The organism is Rossellomorea sp. LjRoot5 (genome assembly GCF_964253455.1).
Classification (GTDB): domain Bacteria; phylum Bacillota; class Bacilli; order Bacillales; family Bacillaceae_B; genus Rossellomorea.
Window position 1 is genome coordinate 2,361,568 of the sequence record NZ_CAXUQN020000001.1, and the last position, 18,229, is coordinate 2,379,796.

At 40.8% G+C, this 18,229-nt stretch carries 17 protein-coding genes and 1 riboswitch; of the genes, 5 read left to right on the forward strand and 12 right to left on the reverse strand.

Annotated elements, in window-relative coordinates; all coding sequences use genetic code 11:
* Positions 1-123: 123 nt before the first annotated feature.
* Complete coding sequence (locus tag ACSQ2E_RS12220; RefSeq protein WP_435990837.1) at positions 124-1,146, forward strand: STAS domain-containing protein; 1,023 nt, start codon at positions 124-126, stop codon at positions 1,144-1,146.
* 15 nt (positions 1,147-1,161) lie between these two features.
* On the opposite strand, the gene ACSQ2E_RS12225 is transcribed toward ACSQ2E_RS12220, so the two are convergent.
* Together ACSQ2E_RS12225 and ACSQ2E_RS12230 are read right to left on the reverse strand one after the other, a co-directional pair.
* Positions 1,162-2,031, reverse strand: coding sequence for an aminoglycoside adenylyltransferase domain-containing protein (locus ACSQ2E_RS12225; RefSeq protein WP_435990839.1), 870 nt, complete (start codon positions 2,029-2,031; stop codon positions 1,162-1,164).
* Between the two features lie 148 nt (positions 2,032-2,179).
* Positions 2,180-3,577: a protoporphyrinogen oxidase gene (locus tag ACSQ2E_RS12230; RefSeq protein WP_435990841.1), complete on the reverse strand. Its 1,398-nt coding sequence runs from the start codon at positions 3,575-3,577 to the stop codon at positions 2,180-2,182.
* Between the two features lie 220 nt (positions 3,578-3,797).
* A riboswitch (SAM riboswitch) is annotated at positions 3,798-3,905 on the forward strand.
* Between the two features lie 106 nt (positions 3,906-4,011).
* Between ACSQ2E_RS12230 and ACSQ2E_RS12235 the strand changes: the two genes are divergently transcribed.
* Entirely contained in the window at positions 4,012-4,227 is a 216-nt protein-coding gene (locus ACSQ2E_RS12235) for a Fur-regulated basic protein FbpA (RefSeq protein ID WP_435990843.1), read from the forward strand.
* Between the two features lie 72 nt (positions 4,228-4,299).
* Here ACSQ2E_RS12235 and spoIIP read toward each other — a convergent pair whose 3' ends face one another.
* Both spoIIP and ACSQ2E_RS12245 read right to left on the reverse strand, forming a co-directional pair.
* On the reverse strand, positions 4,300-5,466 hold the full coding sequence (gene spoIIP, locus ACSQ2E_RS12240) for a stage II sporulation protein P (protein ID WP_435990845.1): 1,167 nt from the start codon (positions 5,464-5,466) through the stop codon (positions 4,300-4,302).
* Positions 5,467-5,638: 172 nt separating this feature from the next.
* A complete protein-coding gene (locus ACSQ2E_RS12245) occupies positions 5,639-7,114 on the reverse strand; it encodes a flavin monoamine oxidase family protein (RefSeq protein WP_435990848.1) in 1,476 nt (491 codons plus the stop codon).
* 203 nt (positions 7,115-7,317) lie between these two features.
* On the opposite strand from ACSQ2E_RS12245, the gene ACSQ2E_RS12250 reads away from it, so the two are divergent.
* Positions 7,318-7,554 carry a hypothetical protein gene (locus tag ACSQ2E_RS12250; RefSeq protein ID WP_435990850.1) on the forward strand — a complete coding sequence of 79 codons (237 nt, stop codon included), beginning with the start codon at positions 7,318-7,320 and terminating at the stop codon, positions 7,552-7,554.
* Between the two features lie 327 nt (positions 7,555-7,881).
* Here ACSQ2E_RS12250 and ACSQ2E_RS12255 read toward each other — a convergent pair whose 3' ends face one another.
* Together ACSQ2E_RS12255 and ACSQ2E_RS12260 are read right to left on the reverse strand one after the other, a co-directional pair.
* A complete protein-coding gene (locus ACSQ2E_RS12255; RefSeq protein WP_435990852.1) occupies positions 7,882-8,196 on the reverse strand; it encodes a DUF3892 domain-containing protein in 315 nt (104 codons plus the stop codon).
* Positions 8,197-8,344: 148 nt separating this feature from the next.
* Positions 8,345-9,757, reverse strand: a complete 1,413-nt coding sequence (locus ACSQ2E_RS12260) for an N-acetylmuramoyl-L-alanine amidase (protein ID WP_435990854.1) — start codon at positions 9,755-9,757, stop codon at positions 8,345-8,347.
* A 676-nt stretch (positions 9,758-10,433) separates the two neighbouring features.
* Here ACSQ2E_RS12260 and ACSQ2E_RS12265 point away from each other — a divergent pair.
* Positions 10,434-11,027 (forward strand): glycosyltransferase, encoded by a 594-nt coding sequence (locus tag ACSQ2E_RS12265; protein WP_435994518.1) that lies wholly within the window; start codon positions 10,434-10,436, stop codon positions 11,025-11,027.
* Between the two features lie 56 nt (positions 11,028-11,083).
* Here ACSQ2E_RS12265 and ACSQ2E_RS12270 read toward each other — a convergent pair whose 3' ends face one another.
* From ACSQ2E_RS12270 to ACSQ2E_RS12280, 3 genes are all read right to left on the reverse strand, one after another.
* Positions 11,084-11,656: a maltose acetyltransferase domain-containing protein gene (locus ACSQ2E_RS12270; RefSeq protein ID WP_435990856.1), complete on the reverse strand. Its 573-nt coding sequence runs from the start codon at positions 11,654-11,656 to the stop codon at positions 11,084-11,086.
* A 208-nt stretch (positions 11,657-11,864) separates the two neighbouring features.
* Complete coding sequence (locus tag ACSQ2E_RS12275) at positions 11,865-13,157, reverse strand: M20 family metallo-hydrolase (RefSeq protein WP_435990858.1); 1,293 nt, start codon at positions 13,155-13,157, stop codon at positions 11,865-11,867.
* A gap of 231 nt (positions 13,158-13,388) precedes the next feature.
* Positions 13,389-14,258, reverse strand: coding sequence for a sulfite exporter TauE/SafE family protein (locus ACSQ2E_RS12280; protein ID WP_435990860.1), 870 nt, complete (start codon positions 14,256-14,258; stop codon positions 13,389-13,391).
* 79 nt (positions 14,259-14,337) lie between these two features.
* Between ACSQ2E_RS12280 and ACSQ2E_RS12285 the strand changes: the two genes are divergently transcribed.
* Positions 14,338-15,180, forward strand: a complete 843-nt coding sequence (locus tag ACSQ2E_RS12285; protein ID WP_435990862.1) for a LysR family transcriptional regulator — start codon at positions 14,338-14,340, stop codon at positions 15,178-15,180.
* Positions 15,181-15,229: 49 nt separating this feature from the next.
* Here the strand turns inward: ACSQ2E_RS12285 and ACSQ2E_RS12290 are convergent, their stop codons facing one another.
* The 3 genes from ACSQ2E_RS12290 to ACSQ2E_RS12300 form a co-directional block, all read right to left on the reverse strand.
* The gene (locus ACSQ2E_RS12290) at positions 15,230-16,453 is read right to left on the reverse strand and encodes a dicarboxylate/amino acid:cation symporter (RefSeq protein ID WP_435990864.1); all 1,224 of its coding nucleotides are present in this window, start codon (positions 16,451-16,453) and stop codon (positions 15,230-15,232) included.
* A gap of 115 nt (positions 16,454-16,568) precedes the next feature.
* Complete coding sequence (locus ACSQ2E_RS12295) at positions 16,569-17,501, reverse strand: NAD(P)H-binding protein (RefSeq protein WP_435990866.1); 933 nt, start codon at positions 17,499-17,501, stop codon at positions 16,569-16,571.
* Between the two features lie 51 nt (positions 17,502-17,552).
* Positions 17,553-18,122 (reverse strand): TetR/AcrR family transcriptional regulator, encoded by a 570-nt coding sequence (locus tag ACSQ2E_RS12300; protein WP_435990868.1) that lies wholly within the window; start codon positions 18,120-18,122, stop codon positions 17,553-17,555.
* Positions 18,123-18,229 lie beyond the last annotated feature (107 nt).

The window sequence follows — 18,229 nt, forward strand, 5'->3', positions numbered from 1 at the left end:
CATGTTTCTTCACTAGACAATGGTTTATCTGTTATCAGATTTGGGTAAAAGAGTAGTATTTGATTTATTCATATAATTTATAAAAAAGTAGAGAAATCTATTCTGGCATTGATGGGGGTAAAGATGATGAGGAAGTATGATATTGATGTGAATGGCTCTTTATTTGATTGGGACCTGGAAAAGGGCTCTATAACGTTTGAAAATGATGAAGTCGTTCTATTCTGGGTGAATACTGCTTTTAAAACGTTGATTGATTCTATCGAGGAGATTGCTGGTGAAAAAGAGGCGCGACTGGTTCTTGAAACAGCGGGCTACCGTACCGGATTAATCGTCAGTGACTTCTACTTGAAATCGATAGGAGAGCCGGAAATGATCCTGGATAAGCTGCCTAATACATATGTAACTGCCGGGTGGGGAATAACAGAAATTCTATCCTACTCCATTGAAAATAAAACGGCCGTCGTCAAATTTGGCAATGGATGGGAATATAAAGTGAACGTCGCTCAGGGAAAAGAAGTAGAAGGCACCTTCATGCCTGGTCATTGGGCAGGTGTTCTGACTGGAATATTCGGTTCCAAAGTATGGTACCGGGTCGCAAAAAGCCAGATCAGTGGTGACGACTGTAGTGTTTATGAGTTTTTCGCTTCCGACATTTCACCCTCTTTGAATGTCAATGCGCTAATGGAAGAGCAAACCCTAGCAGCACAAGAAGAATTGGACCGTATTACACAACAGAGAACAGAAGTATTATCTGAAATCATTAAAGAAATTTCTTCTCCGATCATTCCTGTTTTGGACTCGATTCTCGTGGTCCCTCTCGTTGGTCGCTATAATGAAATTCGAGCTGAAGAATTGCTGAATAAAACACTTCTCAATCTGCCGCGTTACAAAGCTGAATTTCTGATTATCGATTTGACCAGTCTCAGCAGGGTGGATGATTATACGTTATCTTTCATTCAGAAATTCGTAAGTGCTGCCTCCCTATTAGGTACTAAATGTTTACTTGTGGGGATTTCTTCTGAACTGAGTATTAAGGTCACCCAGAGGGGCTATCGGATGAACCATATTCCCTGCTTTTCAATCCTCCAACAGGGAGTCAACTACGCGCTGGATCAATTAGGCATGGAAATCATCAAAAAGGTGTAGTAAGTATAGGCAGGATCATTTCCTGCCTTTTACCTCTTTGTCCAAGCGTTGAATATGTGGTTCATTAGACAAATGATTGCACAGGGGAATCAGATATTTTAAAAACTTAATTGTTTGTTGACCCCGATATTCATTGGAGTTTGTATCAAACCCATTCAACCCTGAACGGATGTTCATCGCTTCCCTAATCAGACTATGCCACTCCCTAGGAAGTTCCTGCAACCCATACTGACCGGCATCCTGCTTTGAAATGATAGACGCTTCTTTCAATGTGTAATATTGACGAAGAACTCCAAGGACCGACCACTCTATTTCAGCATCAATCATAGCGGTAGGGTAATGTTTTACCTCATCTACCGATTCTTCGATGGAATGAAGTCTTCCAGCCCAATAAGTATTCATATTTTGAAGGACATATTGGCACAATTCCTCTGCCGATGGTCCTGAAAAGGATGATGAAATTTCAGGTCCTACAACTCTAATCTCCTTATGCTTCACTAAATACCATGTGATAGGGTTAAAGTTGAAATATTCTCCAAAGTTCAATTCACCATTGTTATAGTATGCGTACATTTCGGTATCATCTTTACAGCTTGGATCCATCTTCCCGATATCTTCTTTTAAAATATATACCCCGTCCATTTCCGGTTTTTGAAACGTTTGCTGGAGTGTGGTATGGATACGATTAAGTGCGTCGGAATCTTCTGTGGTTAGTCGACGGTTGGTAACGGTTATAAAATCAATGTCACTTGAATCATTCACAAATGCTCCCAGGGCAACGGACCCATGTAAATACAAGCCTTCCAGGGTTTCCGGCAGATATGTATTGAACAGTCTAATATATTCATCTAGTACACTGTGTACTATTTTCGGTACGTTTGTCATGTTTTCCTCCATTGAATAGTTTTTATTCGTACAATGAACTCGCCTCTATATAGCCAATTATTTCAAATAATGGAAGAGTATTCAATAGTTATCTTTCATATGGGGTATTTTATCCTTCATTACCAAAAGAAGCTTGACTCCTATGAGGTCAAGCTTCTTTCATGATGTCTTCTATTAATGACTCTGCTATTTTCTTCCCGTTCTGAATACATGCGCCTATCCCCACGCCGTAGTATGAGGCTCCGGCCAGTTTCACTTGGGGCATTTCAGTTGAGAGCAACTGCTCCAAAGCCTGCACGGCCTGATTGTGTGAAAGATGATAATTCGGCATTAGATTTTTCCAATTTGTCACTTCCACTGAAATGGGATCCGCATTGATTCCGACGCTCTTTCTTATATCATCCAGTGCCACTCTTGTCAGCTCGTCCTCTTTCAAATTCTTTAACTGCTCGTAATGAGCACTCGTGCTCTTATAAAAGAGTCTTACCAGGAGATTGTGCTTTCGGGATGTATGCTTCCATTTCCGGCTCGTCCATGTACATGCATCGCACTTCACCTCACTGCCATTCGAAACAATAAACCCTGTACCATCAGCAGGAAGCTCCTCATCAGGAACATTAAATCCCAGATAGATGGAGATCAAGGAAGAGTTTCTTAGGGCATTAAAATCCTTGTTTAAATGTTCGTGATTTAGGATCTGTTGAGTCACATCATGTGGTGTTGCAAAAATGACAGCATCTGCTTGAATGTTTTCATGACCTTTTAACGTGAGCTCATATTTGGCAGCAGTCATACGGAGATTTTTTGTCTCTGTTCCTTTTAGTATCGTCGCATCACCGCATTCTTCTTCCAGACGGTCGATAATGGTGGATAACCCATGCCTAAAGGAAATAAACTTTTTATTGGAAGATCCTTTGAATTTCATCTTGTTTGCAGATAGCCCTTTGATGATGCTTCCATATTCATTTTTATAATCAAGAAGATATGGAAGGGTCGACGCCATGGTCAGTTTATACAAATTGCCTGAATAAACTCCTGATAATACAGGTGCAATCTGATTTTCCACCAGTTCCTTCCCGAGAAATGCTTCCAAAAAGTCTCCGATGGAACTTTCCTTGGTGAATAAAGTATTTTTCGTCTCCAGGTCCAGGAGCGCCGCTTTCTTTCCCGCTTCAGAAATAAGCGTGCTTTCATTAAGTGATTCTATGCTCATCGGAATGCCGAAAATCGTGTCGGCGGGTATTCTATGCAATTCCCCATTTGTATAAATGTAGGATGTTCCTGTTTCGTTATATACGAGTTCGTCTTGAAGGTGAAGTTCATTAACAATCGGAAGAACTCCCTCATTACGGGCAACAATGGAATCTGCGCCAGCTTCCATAATAAAGTCACCTTCCGTTATCGTCCTGATCTTACCACCGAGCTGTTGATCTCGTTCAATTAAAACTAACTCAATATCCAGGTTACGTTCCCTGGACATTTTTTGCAGATAATACAGAGCTGTTAAGCCTGTAATCCCTCCACCAACGACAACCACTTTCTTCATGCTATCCACTCCATTAATTACGTGTATGTATACAGATTATCATGTTTTAGACAGATTAGAAAAAGAAACTATGTCTAAAATAGGAAAATAGCATGTAAAAAGAGAAAGGTATCATGTTGATCCTTGTTCCTTCAAACTATTTACGCCTATACATAATTCATAGTTGACAACTAGGAATAGTTTGATATAACATATAATTGAATTCTGATAACCATATAGCCACTTATCCAGAGAGGTAGAGGGACTGGCCCTATGATACCTCAGCAACAGATTCTGTTTTCTAGAACACTGTGCTAATTCCACAAGCGTGAAGCTTGAAAGATAAGTTGAAGTTTTACACCTAAAGTCTTCTTCTTATCTTACTAGGAAGTTGGCTTTTTTACGTTAAAAAGTCTCTTCCTCTATTCATTTACATTATAAGAGGAGTGATCATTATGGGAGAAATTCTCCAGGAAGCGATCAATAAACGAAAAAATGAGTTAATTAACAAATTGATTGTCCATAACATTTTCAAAAAAGACGATAAACAATTATTTGAGCTATCACTAAGAGAACTGGAGAATGAATATCTGTATATCCAGAGAGAATGCCATCCTCATAGTGATAGTGGCTCTGTTCACTGGAAGAATTGCTCGAAACTAACCAGTTAGAAGCCACGTATATCAATTCGGGAATGGCAAAACAAAAAATGACGCGGGCCTTTGGCTCACGTCATTTCAATATTATTGAGCATTTACCTCAACCGCATCCTTCTTATAATAAGCTGCAAAAATCTCAGCAAACGCTTCGGTGGAATTATATAATTCTACTAAGTTATTTTCCACACCACCAAATTCAAGGAGCATGGCCCGTTCTGTTAAATCCTGATTGTAAACCCCGTTTCCTTCCGCTTTTGTTTTAACGAACACTCCCCTACTAATACCAGGGTACTTCTCCTCTAATTTAGCATTCAATTCTTTTGCGATTTTCAGATTCTTTTCAAAGTTCTTATTTTCTTTCCCTACAATGAAAAATAATCGGGCATAGTTCTTACCATTGATCGTCTTGGACGTAATATTTCGGGGCTGGGAATCCCGGTGAATATCAATTAAATAGGTAAGATTGTCATCTTGCGCGATTGCTTCCTGAACCAGTCCCCTGGTTAACTTGTAGGATTCAAAGTAGGTCCATGATTTATTTTTTAGCGCTTGGTTTACATCTGTCTTATCCTGAACTGCCCCGATCCCTCGTGATTCGAGTTCCTGTTTCAATTTTGATCCCACTGCAATGACATTGACCTTTTCATTGGTACTTGCAGGGTCTTTGGAGTCATTGTTTTTAATCAGTGGGCTAAAGGCTTCCCAACTGTGGGAGTGGTAAATGAAAACGGACTTTTCTTCGATTTCCTGCACACCGTCACCTGAGTTGTGATTGGCTTGATCGACTTGGTTCTGATCGATTTCCTGATCCTTCAACTGATCCTCCGTTGGCGCTGGGGACTCGTTAGGTAAATTGGTAATGTCCGTCCCTTTTCCGGCAACGGCTATATGCGTATGATAATTTTCGATTCCAGGGATTTCCCGTCCAAATAGACTCCTTGGGTCAAGGAGAGAAACATTTGTTACGCTTTCCAACCAATCAAAGTCAGTATTCATTGCCTCTTTATTCTCGATGCGCAAACCCGTCATTTCCTGTGACAGAAGCATAAGGAATGTCTCTTTCGGTACAAGCTCTGATACGGAAGTATAAAAGAGGCTGTCCACCCTCAATTTAATGGCCGTCGATGAAATCAGCCACACCATTGCATACATAAGGATGATCCCTATCAATACTACCCGGATGACGGCTTTCATAGAAACGAATACTAGTGGGACTAAGCTATTATTATTTCGAGACTTATACGACATCATCAGTACCCCTATATAAAGTATTTAATAGTTAACTTTATGCAGAGTGTCGAAGGAGTAGAAGATTTTTTCAGGATTCAATCTGATTTCTTATGGGAAACAGGTAACAAGTAGTAGATCTTTTTTCTAAAACGACATGAACGTAAAAAAACGCATGTTGAGATGCGTTTTTGGTTTATCGCCCATTCACTTCATGTGCAGCCCTGATACCGGATTCTACCGCTCCCTCTATCCACCCGTGAAAAGAAGAAGTATGTTCCCCTGCAAAATAGATCCTTCCTTCGGGTGTCCGGATATAATCCCCGATATCAGCTGCCTGTCCCGGTGTGTATAGAGTGAAACATCCTGCCGAGAAAGGATTTTTGCTCCAATTATATACAAAATAATTCAGCAGTTCTGTATAAACCCGATTTCCATAAACCCTGGATAGTTCCTTCAACACTTCTGAAATGATTGCTTCCTTCGATTTGCTATTCCATAAGAGAGCGTTTTGACCCCAGCTGTAGCTTGCCAGCATCACACCAGGCTTATTGCTTCCAATATCATGACTTGGCATATAAGTAAATCGGGTGGGAAGATCAGATACAATGTTTCCGTAATTCATTTCTTCCCAGAAGCGCCTTCTGAACTCGATTCCGATTTTTACAGAAGGCACATTGGTCACTTCACGGATCGCCTGCCACTTTTTAAATGAAATCGAATTATATGGGACGACATCAATAAATTGAAATACGGTAAAAGGAATAGTGACGATCACGAAGTCAGCTTGATACTCTCTCCCCGTTCCATCCAATGGGTTAACCGTATGAACGATGACACCCGACTTAGATTGTATGATACGGGTCACTTTTTGGTTCAAAAAAAGTTGGGACTGTAGGTCACCCATAAATGAATAGGGCAATCGATCATTCCCACCTGATATTTCATAAAACTTCGTCTCTTTTCTAAAGATCGGAAAAATAATATCTTTCAATATATCGACAAATGAAAACTCAGGAAATCCTTCAATCCCGAGAATGACATTTATTTTCCGGATGGCATTCAACGATAAGGATTTTCCAAACGGGTTGTTAGACAAAAATTGTCCCACGGAATAATTCGAGTATTGCTTTATCAATCTCAATTGTTCTTCGTGCTCACTATTATTATATAGATCCACAAAGGGCTGGGTCGCTTCTAGAAAAAGTTCAGAAGCGGTTTTCCCCCTTTCATTTTCAGGAAGAGGATATTGCAGAATATCCGGATCCGCTTCGTACTGTTTTCTCGTCACTAAAATGTTATTTACTAAAAACAGGTCTTTCGAAGAAGTATTTTGAAAAGGTTGAAATGGCAGTTTGAATTTTCGTATATACTCAAATACCAACTGATGGTTATCTGGAATCCTCATAGCACCGGCATCCAAATAATTACCTGAGGTAAACGGCTTCCTAACAGTATAAACCCTCCCCCCGATCCTCTTGTTTCCTTCAAGAATCATGACGTCATGTCCAGCCTCTTTTAATGTTGAGGCTGCAACCAGTCCACTCATCCCGGCACCAATGATGATGATCCTTTTGGATTTAGATGGCTTTAGTCCTTTTCGGATGATTGAAAGCATATCATCCGGATATTTCAATTCAGAAGGGGCATCTCTCATTATTCGATCGTCCATTCTACACCTACCTCCCTTGCTCTTTCATCATATGAATCCATTTAAGGAGGTATACATTTGTTTCCTGTGACATACTGATCATTTGCAGTTGTTTTCAGAACGCATGTTTCTATTTCAACCGTTCTATGTTATACTTAAGGTTCATTGGGTCTACGAGACTGTATTTAGTCAATCCCTCTAGCAGTAGAAGGGAGACATGTTAAATGTCACTAGAAAATATCGTAACCATGCTCAAGACTCTTAAGGAATTCAAGGAAAGTGAGATTGTTCATACGATTTCTGACCATGAGCACTCACCAGTTATGACCGTTACTTACCATTTGGACAGGGAATGTTTCCGCATCACCTATGTGGATTCAATGAAAGTGGAAGAATTTACTGATATCAGCCTTTTGGCGTCGACTATAGAAAGTGTAGTGCTACTTGAACCTTCGAGATAACGTTAAACGAACTGCCATTACTCCGGTAATGGCAGTTTTTTGTTTGTATGATGATGCATTATGTTAATCTATAGATAAAAAGGGGCGAAACTATGTCATTTTATCATCAGCCTTATATACGGACAGTGTCACTCAAGAGAGAAGACATCCCCTCATTTCACTCCTATCCTTCTTACATTCCAAGTATACGCTACTTAAAGGATCTCAATTTTTTGAAGATCGAGAACGAATGTTGCACCATTTATTGAAGGAGGAAGACTGATAGGTCCGTCCCTCACAAAAACGAGCATAACCCATTATTGGGTATGCTCGTTTATTTTTTCCTCTTTAGAAGGAAGGAAGTTCACTAAGATTATTTTCTTTCAGTCCATCCGGCTCACTTCGCAGGACATCCCTGCCATAACGATGAATCACATCGACATGGGCGATCTTTCCTGCTTTTGCCTCCTCGAGAGCGGTTATATAATCCAACTCCCTGCCACTTTCGGTCTTGAATGCGATAAGGTCATCGTCACTGTTTCTTCGGACAGCAACAATTTGTTCTGCGCCTGTAGAAAGTTCATCAGCTATTTCCATTTTAGCCTGGACATTACCTTCTTGCTTGTATTCTTCATAAATTTGTTCAAAATTCTTTTTTTTCAATTGGACTCACCTCCCGAACATACGTTTAGTATTTACGTACCGGTCCATCCATATGTATGGACTGATTATTGCATTTATTTAGGAATAAAAGTGAAATCGGTTTTAAATAAAGTTAAGAGTGCCGACTATACAGCACTCTCTTTTCAGCTTAATTCAATTTATCCAGCGCATTATTCAGCAATATTTTCTGACTTTCAATTGCTTTAAGAGCATCTTCAATATTTCTTTTATATATAGAAAGAATGCTTTGACCATAGGCAGTTCCTGGAACAGCCCACTTTCCATTTAAATCGGTCCAGTTCTTGGCAGAACCTCTGGTGACCAGTGAAAATCGCGGGTCGACCAGTGGTGCACCATCTGGAAGGGGTTCGATTGATGCGTACGCGTAAAGGTGCTGAATGTGTGCAAGTACCCCCTGTTCAGGCGTAGCGAATGAAGCCCCATCATTTCCGGGTCCGGTTGTACCTATCCCTGCATAGTTATTTTGAGAAGGTTTCACTTGTCCTGTGAATCTGAAATAATTGGTTTCGTGAATGGCTTGTGCATATGCAATATCTCCACGGATACCATAAAGGTTTCCGTAAAAAATGTAAAATTTCCCCACCGTGGGAGCGGAAGGGTTCACGGTTTTAACAAACTCATCTAATTGCTGGGGTTGGATAATAGATGTTCCTATAATGGTATACTCGATACCTGGCAGCTGTGGGGGCTGGGTAGGTTCCGGTGGATCGGTTGGCGGAGGGTCCGTCGGCACAGGAGCTGGCGCAGCCCCTTCTCTTAGAAGGAAGGCATCAATCCCAACCCGGCTTAATGCTATTATCTGATCCTCAGCATTTTTCCTCACTGAAAAAGCCCCAGTTTGAACCCTGAAATACGTTTTCCCAGAAACGACCACAATATCAATGAACGACTCAAATGATGCAGCTTTCAACTCTTTCAACCTGTCTTCAGCATTCTTCCGTTCTGTAAATGACCCGGCTATCACTTTGAAAAGTGGCTGATTACCGGACTCTTTTGCTGGAAGTGAAAGTGCTTTTGCAACTCCTTTTGCAAGGGAAATCCCTACTGCTTTTCTGAATTTTGTATCAATCAGGAGCGCAACGTCCTTTGAGGTGTCAACAAACAAAATTTCCACTAACACTGATGGCATTTTCGTTTCACGGAGTACATGAAAATTTGCTCTCTTCTTCCCTCTGTCTGTTACTTTAAATAGCTGAACGGCTTCTATTACTTCTTCGTGGATAGTCTTTTGATATGATAAAGTCCGTGTAGGTACACTTCCATTGTATATATAGCTTTCAAACCCGGTCCCTCCACCTGCATTGTGGTGAATGGATAAATAAAAATCCAGATTCGAACGATTGGCAAGGTTGGATCTATCTATTAAAGACAAGGTTTGGTCCCCAGTCCTCGTCATTAATACCTTCACATTGTAATTCGACACCAAATAATCCCTTACTACAAGTGCCGTCAAAAGATTGAAGTTCTTTTCTTCATTTCCATTATACGTGGCACCAGGATCAGATCCTCCATGTCCTGGATCAATCATGATGGTTTTCAATTAATTTCCTCCTAAGAGTTTGACATATAGTACTATATTCACTAGTGGACAAGCATGCTTGGACATTATCCTATCGCAACCTCTTTTCAATATAAAAAAGGTTCCCCGCTTATGAGCAGGAAACACTTTTTTCACGTACAATTTTATATTCATGGAGGGGACTTTCTTATAGGGTTTAATTTTTTCTTTCTCTCTATTGTATTGCAAAAAACACGTTCTTATTCACTTTATTCATAATCATTGTATCGATTGACCGGCGGAGTTCCATACTGTGATCGCTTCAATTTTTCCAGTATGAACTGTTGATCTTATAACCATTGTTTCTTTACCTTTATATGGGGCCTAAGAGTCACCCCAAACTGTGCAACGTACGGATTCGAGAGGGAAGGAGATCCCATTTCAAATTTGGCATGATTTACGGGTGGACTGAGAAAAAGGTATTGAAATATTTTTCTTGCCAATGCATCACCTCCATAGAACACTTTATGTCGAGAGTGTCGGGTTGGTGAGGACAAGCAACTCAATTTAATTAAAAATGGACAACTTTTTTCAAGTTAACATATCTTCTAATCACAATTTAATGAATGTTTGACGTAAAGAAGCAAATGATAAACATAGAACGAATGTGCTGGGAGGAATTCAGTTGAAGAAATATGGGGTTCTTTTGTTAATCGTAATGGCGTCCCTCTTTTCATTACCGGGAATGGCAGCAGCTAAGCAGGATTCTTGTTTAAGTGAAGCTAGCATGAAAGTCCGGGAAGAAATGAGGACACTATGGACCGATCACGTCTTCTACACAAGAAACTATATCATTAGTGCAGTGGATGGGTTGGAAGATACAGATGTAGTACTGGCTAGGTTGCTTCAGAATCAGAAGGATATCGGGAATGCAATCAAACCCTATTATGGAGAAAAAGCAGGTAACAAATTAGCCGATTTATTAACAGAACATATTGTACTTGCAGGAAAGATCGTCGATGCTGCAAAAGGTGGCAAGTCAGCTCAATTAGAACAACTTAATAAAGAGTGGTATCGAAATGCCGATGACATTGCCCGACTCTTAGCAAGCGCCAATTCCCATTGGTCTGAGAAAGAATTGAAAGATTTGCTATACATGCATCTACAATTCGTTACCGACGAAGCAGTGGCACGGATTAATAAAGATTGGAAAGCTAATATCAAAAGCTTTGATGAGGGGAGGGCACATATTCGTCACTTGTCTGATGCCTTATCTAATGGCATTGTGAAGCAGTTTCCTGAAAAATTTTAAATAAAGGAGCTGGGAGTATGTTTTTTCCAGCTCCTTTTTCTATCTTAATCATACCATTAAGTTTTCCCTTCCAACTCAATTTCCTTGATGATCCGGGCAGGATTACCACCAATCACTACGTTTGAGGGAACGTCTTTTGTCACAACCGCACCAGACGCAATGACTACATTATCCCCAATATTCACCCCTGGGTTAATGATTGCCCCGCCGCCTATCCAGCAATTATCCCCGATGGTGACAGGCTTTCCAAATTCAGGTCCCTTGTTACGCTCGATGGGATTGATAGGATGACTCGCCGTGTAAATATGTACCCCGGGTGCAAGCATACAATTTTCTCCGATACTGACGTTGCACACATCCAATATCACACAGTCGAAATTAGCAAAGAAGTTGTTTCCTACGCGAATGTTATATCCATAATCGCATCTGAAGTTTGGTTCTAAATAAACCGTTTCTCCCGTTGAACCGAATAGCTGTTTAATTGTTGAAACTCTTTTTCCCCCTTCTTCCTCCGTTGTTAGATTTAACATTCGCGTTAAATAACGGGCTCTTTTTCTCTCTTCGGTTAATTGTGGATCCCAGGGTTCATAAAGCTCACCGTTAAGCATTTTCTGTTTTTCAGTTTTCATGTAGACCTCCATCAATGTAAGTAGCTTTGATAAAATTTTATCTAATATTATTTTAAAGTGCAAACGATTGCATTCTACCTGATATCGTTCCTTATTGATCTCTTGACAGGTTTGACTATACGATAAATAAAGCTATCTCTTTAGTATGATAAGAGATAGCCTGGCGTAGCGGGACAGCATTCCTTTGTACTAATCAAGAGTAGACTCTTTAGTTTTTATCATTTGAAGAATACCCGACTTTATCCGGAACAAGGTGATCGACTCTTTGTTCCTGACAAATTCGCAATGCGGTGGCGTATAGAAGCTGCACACCTTTTTCGATATCATCCATCTCTGCAAACTCTAATGGATTGTGACTGATTCCTTTTTCACAGCGGACGAAGATCATTCCATAGTCACTAATATAGGACATGATCAGGGCATCATGGAACGGTCCGCTCATCAAGGTAGGAGAGTCGAACCCGAGCTTTTCGTCTTCTTCCTTCATGACTTTCTTAATCCAATCTGCACAGTACCTTGGTTCACTTCGTGTATCTTCTTGGATGTCATATTTAAGGTGATAAGCGGAAGCGGTTTCTTCGATCATTTGATAAATTTTTTGTTCGAGTTTGGTCCGTGCTTCAAGATCGATATCACGAAGATCGATTGTAAACTCTACCTTCTCAGCAATAATGTTTCTGGAATTCGGAAACACCAGCATACTTCCTACTGTACCAACTGTGGTATCGGTTCCTTCTTCTTTAACCAATTCATCGAATTTGCGAATCATTTCTGATGCACCAACCAGAGCATCCTGTCTCATCTTCATTGGAACGGATCCGGCATGACCGGCAAAGCCTTCGAGCGTGACCGTCAACCAAATCGGCCCTGAAATTCCTGATACAATTCCTACCGGCTTATCTTTCCCTTCAAGCACCGGTCCTTGTTCTATATGAAGCTCCAGGAAAGCGGCGATATCCCCCTTCCTATATACAGGGCTTAATGTCAGGTCTGTATCGACACCAAATTCCTTCAGTGCCTCCCTTCTCGTCACCCCTGATTTGTCTTTTCGATCGAGTTCCCCTTCCTCCAACATTCCAGCCAAAGCCCTGACACCAAAAATGCCTTTATTGAAACGGCTTCCTTCTTCATCAGAGAAACATATTACTTCAATGGTCCGTTCAGGAATGATTCCATTGTCCATCATGGTATGAACTACTTCGATTGCTCCAAGGGCCCCCGCTGTTCCATCGAATCTGCCCCCATAAGGCTGTGAATCAATGTGAGATCCAAGTATAAGGGCGGGTTTGTTTTTATCTTTACCTTCCATCCTGCCGATCAGATTACCAAATCCATCAATCCTTGCCGTTAATCCAGCCTCTTCCATCCATCCTTTTACCTTATCCACTCCTTCTCGATCTTCTTTCGAGTGAGCCAGGCGGCAAACGCCAGTTTCCCCAATTTTTCCGATTTCAGCTAACTCTTGCAGATGAAGACTTAATCTTTTTCGATTGATAGTCAATAGAATCATCCTTTGTTAATGAATTTTAGACTTATTACCATTGTAAGGTCTATTGTCTCGCTAATCATTAGACAGATTGTCAATAAATGATGAAACAAGATCAGAAGGATACTTATCAATACTTACTTCGGATCTTGCTATAAAAATAGGTTCTCTACTTTAACAACTTTATCCTTCCAACTTTTAAAATTAAAAAAAGAGAGGGGAATCCCCTCTCCAAAAATTGTCTCTTTAGTAGTTTGCTGTCCTTTTTGATTGCTGAAGTGAATAAATCAGCATTCCGAAGAAAACGAGTACCGCTCCCAGAATCAAACCGAGTGAGACAGCTGCGATGGACAGCATCTTGAATAAGACACTCACTGCAACGACCATATAAAGGACAGCAAGCATCCGTTTTACCATGACGCCGGAGAATCGTTTGAGCTGGATGGAACCGATCGGTGTCCCGATCAACGCACCGATGATCAGCAAGATTCCGTGGCGATAGTCAAGTGACTCCCCTGTGTACATATATGAGGTGATCCCGGACAAAACGATAATGGAAGCAGCGGAAATACTGGTTCCAATTGCTTTGTTCAGATCAAGTTTGAGCCATTTTGTAAGTAAGGGAGTCATGACAAATCCACCGCTGACACCCATAAGGGATGAAATCATTCCCGTGAATAAGCCTATGACGGGAGCTGCAAAGATCCCTTTAGGCTTCGTGTCCTGTTGTCGTTTGCTTAAAAACTGGTAAGAAAACCAACTTAATATAGCAATATAGACAATTGAGATGAACGTCGATGCCCCGTTGATGGCGTCAAGCCATTTTACAAATGGTACGGTTACTACAGAGCCTATTACTCCGAAAACCCCAAGGAAAACCGCTAACTTTTTGGATACATTTTTTAAACGCAGATGTGACAGGGTACCTGTCACCGTAGATCCCAGAGTAAGCATCAAGGATAAGATGATGGCCTGACTAGGCTCATATCCAAGAACCAGTAAGGTAGGAGTCAGAACAATCCCACCCCCTATCCCAAAAAAACCTGAGATGACACCGATGACGGCGCCACCTATCATAAATAAAATCCATTCCATGTCGTACGTCACTTCCTTCATAGAACATTATACCTCTATATAAGTTATAATAGAAATGAATAATGATAATATAGTCGATTACGTTTATTAATGGAGGTATATGATGCAACTGGACTGGATTCGCACGTTTGTTACTCTCGCCCAACTTCAGCATTTCACCAAGACAAGTGAATACCTGAATTTATCTCAACCTACCGTCAGCGTCCATATTAAAAAGTTGGAGCAAGCCCTTGGAGTAGCACTCATTCACCGTTCCTCCACCAATCAACTGTTTAAGTTGACGCCTGCAGGAGAACGGATATTTGAGCAGGGAAAAAAGATGATGGAATTGTGGAGGGAAATGGAACAAGTGAATCAAAAGAAGCAGGAAATTCAATTACGGATTGGGTCCACTCACACCGTCAGTGATGTTCTGCTTCCTGATTTTGTTAAAAGGATCAAGGTCTTATACCCTCAAGTCCGTTTACAATTGATGATACATAATCACGAGACGATAGTGGAAGCTTTGAATTCAAACAATCTCGATCTTGCCCTCGTAGAAGGAACAAAAGGATTAGAACCCTTTCATGTAGAGGTGATCAGTCGGGATGAGCTCCGCTTCTTCGCGAGCAACAGGATGAACCTGCACTCTTCCCCGTTCATCCTCAGGGAAAAAGGGTCTGGGACGAGGGAATATGCGGATGAATTCTTAAAGTCGGAGCGCATCGTACCGGTTGAAGTCCTTGAAGCAAGCAGTCATTTCTTAATCAAACAACTTGCTGTAAGAGGACTCGGAATCGCATTTCTTTCAAGCTCCATGGTCAAAGACGAAGTGCTCCAAGGAAAACTCGTCCCCATTGAACCACATGTTGTCCACCGACCCATCTATGCAGTTCATCCTGAAACAGCGACTTCAGATCCTGTCATAAAGAAACTGATATCCTTGATTGAGCATCCGAATTAAATAGAGGGACGGACCTTGTTTTCAAGGTCCGTCCCTCTTTCATAACAAATTAGCCGTTTTTCTCTTCTGAGCGATCTACGACAGCTGCACCAACGATGTCGCCGGTAACGTTAGATGCCGTTCCACCCATCCCGATGATGGCATCGACTCCTGCAATGAGGGCGACTATTTCGAGTGGTAAGCCGAACATCGTTAATACCGCAGATAATGTAACCAGTCCTGCAGCAGGAACTCCAGATGTTCCTATAGATAGTAAAGTCCCGACCAGAACGATCATCAACAGGTCTGTAACAGAAAGGTGCAGATTCGTCACATTTGCAGCGAATACAATCGATACACCCATTCGTAAAGCTCCCCCGTCTGAATTGAAGATAGCCCCTAAAGGTAAGGCGAAATTCGCCGTTTTTTCAGAAATACCGGCTTTTTTAGCAGACTGAATGGCTACCGGCAAGGATGCGATGCTGCTGGATGTAAAGAAAGCAGTGCTATATGCTTCTTTCGTCTGTTTGAAGAAATTGATGACAGAGTTACCCGTCAGCTTCAAGAATCCAGCATATACTACAACCCACAAAAGAAGGATTCCAAGATAAAAGACCCCGACAAACTTCAATAGAGATTGGATCGTTTCCCACCCCTGCTGACCAAATGTAGCCGCACTGATGGCAAACACACCGATGGGAGCATAAGCCAACACCCCTCTTAGGAGAATATAAAACATTTCGTTGAAGGCAGTAAAAAATTTATCCAATAATTGCCCGTATTCTTCCATCTTTCTGTCTGCAGAATATTTCATCCACGAAATGGCTATCCCCATGATGATCGAAAGGAACATAATGGCCAGAGTATCACCACCGGCAAAAGCCTGGAATAGATTATCAGGAATGATTTGCAGTAAGACATCCCCAAACTGCGGTGCTTTCGGTTCTTCCACCTGCGTATTGGGCAGTTCTAAATTTGTTCCAGGGTTGAACAGGAACGCCAAACCAAGACCGATGAAGACAGCGGCTGCCGTAGTAGCAGCATAATAAAGAATCAGCTTCCAACCCATCCGACCAAGCTGTGTCATACTCATCTTGTTCACTGCTTGAACCACAGTGAGGAATATCACCGGAATGGCAATCAAGCTAAGAAGATGAATTAGTACCGTCCCAAAAGGTCTCAGGATCTCAGCATCTGATTTAAAGACAAGACCGACGATGATCCCTAAAAGGAACCCGACGGACATCTTCAAAACAAATGGCACTTTCATATATTGCTTCCATATGTACTTCATTTAATCTACGTCCTTACCTATATTTTTTTCAGATATTCATTATATCACTTTTACGTGATGAGGGACGGACCTTGTTTTCAAGGTCCGTCCCTTCTTCAGTTAAGTTATCCATTCACTAAGCATTCATATACGCGATCGTATCCTTTATCCCCTGCTCGAAGGGAGTTGCTTCTATTTTCCCCATAAACGCTTCCAATTTTTCACCTGATAGAATGGTAGGTTCTGAATTAATATACTGCATCTCCAATGCTTCACGCATTCCTTTACCAGCAAAGAGGGCGAAGAGAGAAAACATCGGTTTTGAGATATAGTAAAGCCCTTTTTCTTCTCCGAGAACCCTTTTTATAAGCTGTTCAAATTCAATACCGTTCGTTGGTATGGCACCAGGAATATTCCAATTTTGATTGTAAGCTTCATCAATGCAAGCCAAGTCTACCATTACCTTTGCTCCATCCTTTGTATAAATAAATTCGCGAGAAATATCCTTAGGTCCGACAAAACCTGCCTTATTCTTTTTCATAAGCTGAGCAAGGGTGAAGTGAATATAAGTATTTTTGGCGTTCGGCCCATAAAAGTCTGGAAAATGGCAAACCAAAGTCTGGACAGAAGAAGCCTTTAATAAATGGTCCATATCTAATCGTAGCTTTCCTTTCTTCGTATGTGGATGCTTATCAAAGTCCTCTGACAGCTTTACTCCACCGCTTTTTCCGTATGCATAAATATTATCAACCACAGCGAGTTTAGCATTATTTCTTTCTGCAGCAAAGATAATATTTTTCGTAATCATACTTAGCTTCCCGCTCCATTCTTCATAAGGAAGATTCATTGCATGAAAGATTATTTCACATCCTATAGCGCTTTGGATAAGGTGGTCAGGATTTTCAGCATCACCGGACCGGATAGATACTAATTTCTTACTGCCAAATAATTGAATTAGTTTTTCCTTACGCCGTGCGAATGCAACTACCTCAATTCCCCTATTGATTAATTCCTCTACCAGAGCATATCCCATTCCCCCTGATGCTCCAATGACCATAACTTTATTCATTTTTCTTCCCCTCTCATTAATTAACCACTGGTCAAATAACTCCAAAAAATTTTACCCTAAGGATTTCAGGATAAAATTCACATGTGACTCTGCAAGGTTCCCTACTTCAACATATGTGTCGTCACAACGGCAGTAGTGACTGACAAACCCATGTAAAGATAGAAATATAGACCATGTCTGCTGGATGCTAATTTTTTTGTTACTCAATAGAATAATGGCTTTAGCAAATTTCTCATAAGATTCGTTCGGTCCCTTATTCACATAGCTTTTCACTTCATCATCAGATAATAAAAACATCATTTCATACTGACTTTTATGTGTCATACCAAATCGAATGTAAGCAAGTAGCACTGCCTTCAACTTTCCTCGATTATCCATCTTTTGATTCATTACGTCATCAAGCCATTGATCTAACAATTTGAAATCACTTTCAATTATGGCATAGAATAATTCAGCTTTATTCTTAAAATGATAATAAATTGATCCATGGCTGTAACCCAGTTCAGATGCAACCTGCCTTATGGAAACCTGTTGGTACCCTTTTTTTAGAAATAGCTCCCGTGCAGAAGCCATTATCATTTCTTTAGTGAGTTCTTGTTTTACCGCTTTTCTTGGTGACATATTATCAAACTTCCTTTTATTGACCAGTGTTTAATTAAATAATAACGACTATCCCACTCAATTGTCAACATTTACAAATAGGGACGGACCTTGTTTTCAAGGTCCGT